Genomic DNA, 10,125 nt, shown 5'->3' with positions numbered 1-10,125 from the left:
TTTCGAATAACTCAATACCTGTGAATGTCCACACAGATTTCTTGTTTAGATTGTTAAAGAGCGTACTAATACCAAAAGAATCAATCTTTCGCTTAGTGGCCGTTGACGCTAGGTCGTTGGCTTGGGCCGCGTATTCTACGCTTTCCCGTGTTGGCGTCAAGTGTTTTTTCAAACTTTCTTTTCGCCTTGAACTCAGTGTTTTGAAGCACTTGGTTCAACCTCACTCGGTGACTGCTTTCGCTGTCTGCCGTGTCAGTGGATGCGCATTATAGGCACCGAGAGATTTAGTGCAACCCCTTTTTTGACTATTTTATTAAAAAGCCGTTTAAGCGAACACTAAACAAACAAACCCATATGTATGCGGTTAAAAATCCAACAAAACTACCGTTATTTACATCTGAATATGTTTTTATTATTGTTGTTTTGCCATGATTTACCTTAGATAAAGGTTGCGGTTTAGTTATTTATGCTCCTTGAATAAACAGTAATCCTCATGCAATGGTAATCACTCTGCTTCTACAACGCTATTTGTATTACGTAAGTAAGAATGATGTTAATTCAGATTGCATAATACAAAACTGTTTATAACTATGAGTAAAAAGGAATTAAAGATGGGATTAACAAAAGTAAAGCGACATGATGTTTAAAATATAAAGAAGCTAGAACAAAAATAGCGCCCTTTGTTAAGCGCTATTCATCGTCGATATCAATCAATGTGACTGTAATGGCTAAACCACTAGTCAGCTTTATCTTTAGTTGATGTTGGTACAATATCATTTGTTTCGTCTTTTTTTACATTGTCTTTTGGTTGGTCATCCTGCTCACTGTTAACTACTGTGTCACCAAGCACATGTTCTACTTTTAATTTTTTGATGGTCTTAATCGTAATAAATGGCCCTGACAATGCGTATACATAAAAGCTTAAACACAAGATAATTGCAGGCTCCACAGATATCACGACAAAAATGCCCACCAGCAATAACATCACAATAAAGTTAACTTTACCTCGCCAATCGACCTCTTTGAATGAATGATACCTAAAATTACTCACCATCAATAAGCCAGCTAATGCCGTTATGAAAGCAGCGATATAGCTAATATCGGTCGGATCGATTTCATATTTACTGCCACTCCAGATACTACCTGCAATTAATGCTGCAGCAGCTGGACTTGCAAGCCCTTGGAAAAAGCGTTTGTCTGCAACACCCACTTGAGTGTTAAAACGAGCTAACCTTAATGCTGCGCATGCACAATATATAAATGCTGCGAGCCAACCTATTTTACCTAAATCTTGTAAAGCCCAGTTGTACACCAGTATTGCAGGAGCCATACCAAAAGAAACCATATCTGCCATGCTGTCGTATTCGGCGCCGAAGTCACTTTGTGTATTCGTGAGTCTTGCAACTCTTCCGTCGAGTCCATCACAGATCATCGCAATAAAGATTGCTATTGCAGCCAATTCAAAGTGACCATTCATTGAAGCTATCACGGCATAGAAGCCTGAAAACAGGCCTGCAGTGGTAAATAAGTTAGGTAATAAGTAAATACCTTTATTTTTTGCTGTTTGATTTGATGAATTTTGCATACACTTTAGACAATATCGTTTTAGATGTTGGATTTATATTCAAGATAGCATATTTTGAATCAATCAAGCATAGCGTCAATTTAGCCTTGGGAACTCACATGGGAATTTTTCGTTTAATTACTAGTTTAACCGTGCTCGCGTTTAGCTGTTCTTTGTATGCCGCCACTATATACACCTGGGTCGATAAAGCCGGTGTGGTTCATTACAGCCAACAACCGCCAAAAGATGTCGATGCCAAGAAAATTTATACCGAAGATATGGAACCGGCAAAAATAGGGACGAATACCCCTCAGAGAAAAACTGAGCAAAAACCAGATGAATCTGAGCTCGCTAAATCTGCGAAAATTATTAATGAAAAAGATAAACAACAAGCTAATGACATTTGTGAAAGTGCCAAACACAGTTTAAATGTGTTAAAAACACATACGAATCTTAGTCAACAAAACAAAGATACCGGTGACACTTCAAAGCTAACCGAAGAGCAAAGACAAGCTGCAATTACAGAAAACACTGAGCGAGTTAAATTGTTTTGTAAGTAACCTAGACATTTGCATATTTTGGAAATCAAAAGGGAGCTATTGCTCCCTTTTACTTTTTACTGTTGTTGCTTTTGATATTGATGATTATTGCTCGAACACAAGTTGACCATTTGCAACATCAACTTTAATCATTTTACCAGGCAACAATTGTCCACGTAGTAGCTTTTGCGCTAATGGATTCTCAACTTCCTGTTGTAGTGCACGTTTTAGTGGTCGAGCGCCATAAACAGGATCAAAGCCCGCTTCAGCAATGAGTGACAATGCTGCATCGGTTAGCTGAATATCGAATTCTTTCTCCACCAAACGTTTACGTAATAATTCAAGTTGAATACTGGCAATATGCTTGATGTTTTCTGCATCTAATGGATGAAACACCACAGATTCATCAACACGATTCAAAAATTCAGGACGGAAATTTTGCATGACCACTTCCATTACACTTTGCTTCATTTCATCATAACTAGCACGGCCAAAGCTTTCTTGGATCCGATCAGAGCCTAAGTTAGATGTCATGATAATGACAGTGTTTTTAAAATCAACCGTACGGCCCTGGCCATCGGTTAACCGCCCATCGTCTAACACTTGCAGCAGAATATTAAATACATCTGGATGTGCCTTTTCGACTTCATCGAGTAAAATAACAGAATAAGGTTTGCGACGTACCGCTTCAGTTAAGTACCCACCTTCTTCATAGCCTACATATCCGGGAGGTGCACCGACTAGACGTGACACCGTATGTTTTTCCATAAATTCAGACATATCGATGCGCACTAATGCCGATTCGGTATCAAACAAAAACTTAGCTAACGATTTACACAGTTCAGTTTTACCTACCCCTGTTGGACCTAGGAATAAAAATGAACCTATTGGACGTTGTGGATCTGCAAGCCCTGCACGACTACGGCGAATAGCATTCGACACTGCATCGACAGCTTCATTTTGACCGATAACACGCTCATGCAATGCATCTTCCATGTGCAATAACTTTTCTCGCTCACCTTCAAGCATTTTTGATACCGGTATACCTGTTGCTTTTGACAACACTTCTGCAATTTCAACATCAGTGACTTTATTACGTAATAAGGTCATATCTTGCATTTCAGCTTGAGAAGCTAAATCGAGCTGTTTTTCAAGTTCAGGGATCCGCCCATACTGCAATTCGGACATTCTAGTTAAATCACCCGCCCTTCTTGCGACTTCTAAATCTAAGCGAGCTTGTTCAAGATCGGCTTTAATATGCTGAGTGCCTGCAAGAGCTGCTTTTTCAGTATGCCAAATTTCATTGAGTTCAGCAGCATGACTTTCTACTTCTTTCAACTCTTGTTGTAGAAAGTCCAAACGTTTACGACTAGCGTCGTCAGTTTCTTTACTGAGTGCTTGCTCTTCCAACTTAAGCTGGATCGCACGGCGTTCTAATCGGTCAAGCGCTTCTGGCTTAGAATCTATCTGCATTCTTATACTTGAAGCAGCTTCATCAATTAAATCGATTGCTTTGTCGGGTAATTTTCTGTCAGAAATATAACGATGTGACATAGTCGCTGCGGCAACAATAGCAGGGTCAGTAATCTCCACATGATGATGCAACTCGTAACGTTCTTTTAAGCCACGTAAGATGGCGATTGTATCTTCGACACTAGGTTCATCGACAATCACTTTTTGAAAACGACGCTCTAGAGCAGCATCTTTCTCAATATATTGGCGATATTCGTCAAGTGTTGTTGCGCCGACACAATGTAAATCGCCTCGAGCTAGAGCAGGTTTCAGCATGTTACCTGCATCCATTGCGCCTTCGCCTTTACCTGCACCGACCATAGTATGCAGTTCGTCGATAAACAGAATAACTTGACCTTCTTCTTGAGATAATTCATTCAATACCGCTTTTAAGCGTTCTTCGAACTCGCCGCGATATTTAGCTCCAGCAATTAACGCGCCCATGTCTAAAGATAAAACACGCTTATTCTTGATACCTTCTGGCACTTCACCGTTAATTATCCGCTGCGCTAATCCTTCAACAATAGCGGTTTTACCTACACCTGGCTCACCGATTAAAACTGGATTATTTTTTGTACGGCGTTGCAGAACTTGGATTGTGCGGCGAATTTCTTCATCTCGGCCAATCACAGGATCTAACTTTCCTTGCTCCGCTCGCTCGGTTAAATCAACGGTAAATTTTTTCAACGCTTGGCGTTGATCTTCTGCGTTAGGATCATCAACTTTTTGGCCTCCGCGCATGTCCTCAATGGTCTTTTCCATTAATTCTTTGCTTGCACCAGAGTCTTTTAGTGCTTTTGACAGCGCATCGTTACCTTCTAATGCCGCTAAAACAAATAACTCTGATGAAATGTATTTGTCTTTACGTTTTTGCGCAAGCTTGTCGCACAAGTTCAATAAGCGGATTAATCCTTGAGATAATTGAACATCTCCGCCTGTGCCATCTACTTGCGGTAAACGCTCTAGCTCTTGAGTTACTGAAGAGCGTAGTGAGCTAACACGAATACCAGCTTGAGTTAATAATGGATGAATTGAGCCAGAATCTTGATTTAATAGCGCCATCATTAAGTGAATGGGTTCGATAAATTGATGATCGCGCCCCAAGGCTAATGATTGGGCATCAGAAATGGCAATTTGAAACTTATTAGTCATACGATCGAGTCTCATATAACCTCCTAGGATCTGATACTTATTGAAAGGGAAATTAATTCAGAAATGAATAATTTGTTAACTTAAAGATGGGGGCAATTAATTTGATTTCAAGCTTAAAACTTAATCTAGATCAATAAATCGTATATTTTTTGAACTTAAGCAAATTATTGAGATTTTAGCCAAATAAACGAAGCCATACGGCCGGTTTGTTGATCGCGACGATATGAAAAATAGTTAGTGTCATTAAACGTACACACATTTGCATTAAATACTTGCGGCACACCCATTTGTGATAAACGAAAGGTTGCAAGACCGGCCAAATCAGCAAGATACTTATTGTGGTAAGGTGTAAAGTATTGCGAGGCTTGAAGGTTTTTTTGCATAAACGCATCACGCACTTCTGCGCCAACTTCAAAAGCATCTGGTCCAATAGCAGGGCCAAGATAAGCGATTAATTCAGTCGTAGGGCAACTAAATAAGGCAACCGTTTGTTCTATAACACCAGCACAAAGACCACGCCACCCAGCATGAACAGCAGCAACTTCAGTACCTTGTTTATTGCATAACAGCACAGGCAAACAATCTGCAGTCATAACAACGCAAACATCACCGGCTTTATTGCTGTAACTTGCATCAGCTTTGATCGGTAAAAGGCTTGTCGAATCACGTACAGATTCAGTCAGTGCTAGATGCGGCAAATTCACCACATCAACACCATGTACTTGGTCAAGCCATAACGGTTCTGTCGGTAACCTAAGTTGTTGACATAACGCCGCACGATTAGCCAAAACATGTTGTTGATTATCACCAACATGTAACCCTAAATTTAAACTGTCAAATGGCGGTAAACTATAACCGCCATGCCGATCAGTTATCGCAATTGCGACATTATCAGGTAAGAACCAATCGTGCTTGAGCACTATAAATACTCGATAGGATTTAACACAGTATCTGCACGCAATGCTTTTGTTAGCTCAACCATGTCATCAGGGATCGGCGCATGCCAAGTCATGATTTCACAAGTAAATGGATGAGCAAGCTCTAAACGTACCGCATGAAGCGCTTGGCGATTAAAGTTTTTTAGTAGATCAAAAAACTCTGGGCTAGCATTTTTAGGGGGTCTTGGACGGCCACCGTATACTGGATCACCAACTAAAACATGGCCAATATGTGCCATATGCACACGAATTTGGTGAGTACGACCAGTTTCAAGACGTAATCGTAAACGAGTATGAGCACGAAACTTTTCAGCTACACGGTAATGAGTCACTGAAGGACGACCACCATGAATTACCGCCATTTGTGTACGTCGTGTCGCATGACGTTCAATAGGTTCATCAACTGTGCCACCAGCAGTCATCGTGCCAAGCACAATGGCTTCATATTCCCGAACGATATCGCGCGCTTGCAATGCTGCAACCAAGTGAGTTTGTGCTTCAACAGTTTTAGCTACAACCATCAAACCTGTTGTGTCTTTGTCTAGTCGATGCACAATACCAGCTCTTGGTACATGCTCAATATCAGGGCAATGATGCAATAACGCATTCATTAATGTGCCGTCGGCATTACCCGCACCAGGATGAACAACTAAACCAGCTTGTTTATTAACAACAAGAATATGATCGTCTTCATAAATAATATTTAAGTCGATATCTTGCGCTTTAGCACGCACTTCTTCTTCAAGTGTGGCTGCAACTTCTATCAACTGAGACTCGAAAACCTTTTCCCGTGGCTTGTCGACTGTGATACCGTCAACAGTAATTGCACCAGATAGGATCCATTCCTTGATGCGTGTGCGCGAGTAGTCAGGGAACAAACCAGCTAAAGCTTGGTCTAATCTTAGACCGGTTTGTGTTGCTGTTATCTCGCTTTTTAGATTAATCTCTTGTGTCATAGGAACCGTACCCCAGTTTAGGGGTCCAAAGTGAATGTGCTATCTGTTACAATCGGATGTTTTCTATTTTACCGTGAAATGGAAAAATTCTTAACAACAACTTAAAAAGAATTGAATTCAAGTATGTATAAATTTGCCCAAGGTGCCGCCCTAGTAATACTTTCACTGGCTTTAACAGCCTGTAGTAGCAGTCCAGAAGAAGATGAATTTACAAGAAATGCATCTCCTGATCAGCTATATACTCAAGCAAGAACATCAATGGAATTAGGGAATTACTCTAAAGCCGTGCGTTCACTTGAAGCGTTAGACTCTCGTTATCCATTTGGTCCGCACAAGACTCAAGTTCAATTAGACTTGATTTATGCGTACTACAAAATGGACGACGCCGCCTCTGGAGTTGCTAACATTGATCGCTTTTTACGCCTCAATCCAACGCATCCAAATATTGATTACGTGCATTATATGCGTGGTTTAACCAATATGCAGGCAGATAATTATTTATTTCACGATTTAATGGATATCGATCGTACTGATCGCGACCCTAAAAATGCTCAAGATGCATTTAAAGATTTTGATCGTTTGATTAAATCTTACCCAAACAGTAAGTATGCGGCCGATGCACAGCATCGTATGCAGTTTCTGAAAAACCGTTTAGCGCAGTATTCTATTCAGGTAGCTGAGTATTATATCAAAATGAATGCATGGAGTGCAGCTGCAGTGCGTGCGCAAACTGTAATGGAAAAATTTCCAGGTACTCCTGCGACAGAACGCGCTCTAGAAATTATGTCTGAAGCATATGGTGAATTAGGCCAAGAGAAGTTACAACAACACATTAAAATGGTGATGAAAACTAACTTCCCTAACAATGAAACATTAACTAACTAATCTAAGTTAACGTTGACATTGAATATCAAACGCTCTTAGGAGCGTTTTTTTATGTCGATCATTAGATTGTGTGTGCAATGCCAATCCGCATTATAATTTGCTCTTTTAGCGAACATCATCAGAGCTGTAGTCTAGGTAATCTTTTGAAGACATAGCGCTTATCTGGATTGCTCTATCTCTTGTATATGCTGTCGTACGTTAAGAAAAGCTTTAAAAAAATCTCCCTGATAAATTCGTCCTTCGTGGTGATATCACAAAATCCGTTACGCCTTCACATGTCTCTAATGTAGATGACTATGCCACGACCCTACAACTATCTACATTGTGCGAGGTCTAGTGAAGCAACCTAAAATAGAGCCTATTCTAATAATGATTGGCTTAATATGTTGTCCAGAACATTTCGAAAAAACAATCACTTTTTATGCCAATAATGATAAATGCACCAACCATATATATTTGAATCATTAAAAAATGTTTTTCGAGTTTCATTCCACACAATGAATAAATTAACGTCGATACGGGCAAAATACGTTCAAACGAATCGATTTTTGAGATAAATAGCAAAAACAAGTTGACTCGACAGGCCAAAATCCTTTAAATTGCGTCCGTCGCCCGAATAGCTCAGTCGGTAGAGCAGAGGATTGAAAATCCTCGTGTCCCTGGTTCGATTCCGGGTTCGGGCACCATATATATAATTGGTGGCTAACGCGACTAATAAACGATTACAAAAAAGCCTCGCATTGCGAGGCTTTTTTGTTTTTAGCGTTTAATCAAAGTAATCAACCCAATTACATTGGTTCGATATAATCGACCATCAACTGCACTGTCTGGTTGCCACGAAACTCATTAACATCGAGCTTATAAACAACCCTTGCTTGTTGGATCGTTGCGTCAGGCCAAATGGCTAAATCGATATTAAACGCAATTCCATCGAGCATTAAAGTGCCACATGGCGTTTCAAGAAGTAATTTTAAATGCTTCTCCCCCACAATACGTTGCTGAACGATTCTGAAAACACCATCAAATAATGGCTCTTCAAATGACTGCCCCCAAGGGCCAGCATTACGTAACACAAATGCGGTATCTAAGCTCATCAACTCTACAGCTAACTCACCGTCAGACAATAACTCACCCGTTAACTGCTCATAATTTAAAATATCTCGTACGGCATTATCATACGCTTGCTTAAACAGCTCAAAGGCATCTGCTTTAAGCGATAACCCAGCTGCCATAGCGTGACCGCCAAATTTAATGATCATTCCTGGGTGCTGGCTATTAATGCGCTCAAGTAAATCACGCATGTGTAAGCCTTTAATTGAGCGAGCTGATCCTTTAATTTCCCCCTCTCCAGCATCGGCAAACGCAATCACTGGACGGTGGTAGCGGTCTTTAATCCGTGAAGCTAAAATACCAATCACACCTTGGTGCCAATCTTCTTGGAATATCGCAATACCCCACGGTAAGTCATCTTCATTAAGCGACACTTGCTGCAAACTCTTAAGCGCTTCTTGCTGCATACCGGTTTCGAGTTCACGACGCTCTTGGTTGAGTCCATCGAGTTCGGCAGCCATTCTTCTTGCCCGCATGATGTCATCACACAATAGGGTCTCCACCCCTAACGCCATTTCATCTAAGCGCCCAGCTGCATTTAACCTAGGGCCAACAGCAAAACCAAAATCAGCAGCAACTATTTTATCAGGACTACGTTTGGCCACCTCGAGTAACGCGGTGATCCCCACGCGACAACGGCCACTCCTTACCCGCTGTAAACCAGCATTAACCAATATTCGGTTATTGGCATCTAGCGACACCACGTCAGCAACGGTACCTAGGGCAACAATGTCTAATAGTGTGCCTAAATTTGGCTCAGTAATATTATGTAACTGATACCAATTACGTTGACGTAATTCAGCCCGTAGTGCCGACATTAAGTAAAAGGCAACACCAACACCTGCTATCGACTTACTCGCAAACTCACACCCCGGTTGATTAGGATTCACTATCACATCGGCATTAGGCAGTGTTTTACCGGGTAAATGATGATCAGTTACCACCACTTGCATACCGAGTAACTTAGCCGCTGCAACACCTTCAATAGATGAGATACCGTTATCAACAGTAATGAGCATATCTGCTGCTTTTGAATATGCTACAGCAACAATCTCAGGACTTAGACCATAACCATAATCAAAACGATTGGGGATTAAATAATCCACTTTGTTAGCGCCCATCATCTTTAACGCCAGCATACAGACACTAGTAGATGTTGCACCGTCGGCATCAAAGTCACCAACAATCAATATCGACTTATCCGCCGCTATTGCATCAGCAATTAGCACAGCGGCTTCAGACAAGCCTTTCATGGTTTCAGGACGAAGTAATTTACTTAACACTAACTCGCAGTCAGTTTCGGTTACACCACGACGAGCATAAAGTTGCTTTAAAAATGGTGGCAATGCAGGAGGTAAATGCGAGTCATCAACCTGAGGGCGACGGACTATTTTGTGTGACAAGAGACAACCTTATTCTAACAATGAGTAAATCAATCAGCCCAGGTTATTAAATGATAATCAAATGCC

General features: G+C 40.9%; 7 protein-coding genes and 1 tRNA gene. 3 read left to right on the top strand and 5 right to left on the bottom strand.

The window, feature by feature from the left end:
- Positions 1 to 736: 736 nt before the first annotated feature.
- Positions 737 to 1,585 (bottom strand): CDP-diacylglycerol--serine O-phosphatidyltransferase, encoded by an 849-nt coding sequence (pssA, locus tag IEY40_RS17490; protein ID WP_188958458.1) that lies wholly within the window; start codon positions 1,583 to 1,585, stop codon positions 737 to 739.
- Between the two features lie 98 nt (positions 1,586 to 1,683).
- On the opposite strand from pssA, the gene IEY40_RS17485 reads away from it, so the two are divergent.
- A complete protein-coding gene (locus tag IEY40_RS17485) occupies positions 1,684 to 2,124 on the top strand; it encodes a DUF4124 domain-containing protein (protein ID WP_188958456.1) in 441 nt (146 codons plus the stop codon).
- A gap of 84 nt (positions 2,125 to 2,208) precedes the next feature.
- On the opposite strand, the gene clpB is transcribed toward IEY40_RS17485, so the two are convergent.
- From clpB to rluD, 3 genes are all read right to left on the bottom strand, one after another.
- Positions 2,209 to 4,782, bottom strand: a complete 2,574-nt coding sequence (clpB, locus tag IEY40_RS17480) for an ATP-dependent chaperone ClpB (RefSeq protein WP_188958454.1) — start codon at positions 4,780 to 4,782, stop codon at positions 2,209 to 2,211.
- 149 nt (positions 4,783 to 4,931) lie between these two features.
- The gene (pgeF, locus tag IEY40_RS17475; RefSeq protein ID WP_188958452.1) at positions 4,932 to 5,687 is read right to left on the bottom strand and encodes a peptidoglycan editing factor PgeF; all 756 of its coding nucleotides are present in this window, start codon (positions 5,685 to 5,687) and stop codon (positions 4,932 to 4,934) included.
- Positions 5,687 to 6,661: a 23S rRNA pseudouridine(1911/1915/1917) synthase RluD gene (gene rluD / locus IEY40_RS17470; protein ID WP_188958450.1), complete on the bottom strand. Its 975-nt coding sequence runs from the start codon at positions 6,659 to 6,661 to the stop codon at positions 5,687 to 5,689. Before rluD ends, pgeF begins: the two co-directional genes overlap by 1 nt.
- 123 nt (positions 6,662 to 6,784) lie before the next feature.
- Here rluD and IEY40_RS17465 point away from each other — a divergent pair, with 123 nt between their 5' ends.
- Together IEY40_RS17465 and IEY40_RS17460 are read left to right on the top strand one after the other, a co-directional pair.
- Positions 6,785 to 7,546, top strand: coding sequence for an outer membrane protein assembly factor BamD (locus IEY40_RS17465; RefSeq protein ID WP_188958448.1), 762 nt, complete (start codon positions 6,785 to 6,787; stop codon positions 7,544 to 7,546).
- Between the two features lie 610 nt (positions 7,547 to 8,156).
- A tRNA-Phe gene (locus IEY40_RS17460) sits at positions 8,157 to 8,232 on the top strand.
- A gap of 102 nt (positions 8,233 to 8,334) precedes the next feature.
- Here IEY40_RS17460 and recJ read toward each other — a convergent pair.
- On the bottom strand, positions 8,335 to 10,059 hold the full coding sequence (gene recJ, locus IEY40_RS17455) for a single-stranded-DNA-specific exonuclease RecJ (protein WP_188958446.1): 1,725 nt from the start codon (positions 10,057 to 10,059) through the stop codon (positions 8,335 to 8,337).
- Between the last annotated feature and the right edge of the window lie 66 nt (positions 10,060 to 10,125).

Origin of the sequence: Shewanella ulleungensis (assembly GCF_014648315.1) — a bacterium.
Classification (GTDB): Bacteria; Pseudomonadota; Gammaproteobacteria; order Enterobacterales; family Shewanellaceae; genus Shewanella; species Shewanella ulleungensis.
Note: the sequence above shows the minus strand (reverse complement) of the source record. Positions and strands in the feature narration are given on the sequence as shown.

Excerpts from the sequence above, each read along its gene's own strand:
- pssA (WP_188958458.1), bottom strand. The coding sequence starts at position 1,585 with ATGCAAAATTCATCAAATCAAACAGCAAAAAATAAAGGTATTTACTTA.
- IEY40_RS17485 (WP_188958456.1), top strand. The coding sequence starts at position 1,684 with ATGGGAATTTTTCGTTTAATTACTAGTTTAACCGTGCTCGCGTTTAGC.
- clpB (WP_188958454.1), bottom strand. The coding sequence starts at position 4,782 with ATGAGACTCGATCGTATGACTAATAAGTTTCAAATTGCCATTTCTGAT.
- rluD (WP_188958450.1), bottom strand. The coding sequence starts at position 6,661 with ATGACACAAGAGATTAATCTAAAAAGCGAGATAACAGCAACACAAACC.
- IEY40_RS17465 (WP_188958448.1), top strand. The coding sequence starts at position 6,785 with ATGTATAAATTTGCCCAAGGTGCCGCCCTAGTAATACTTTCACTGGCT.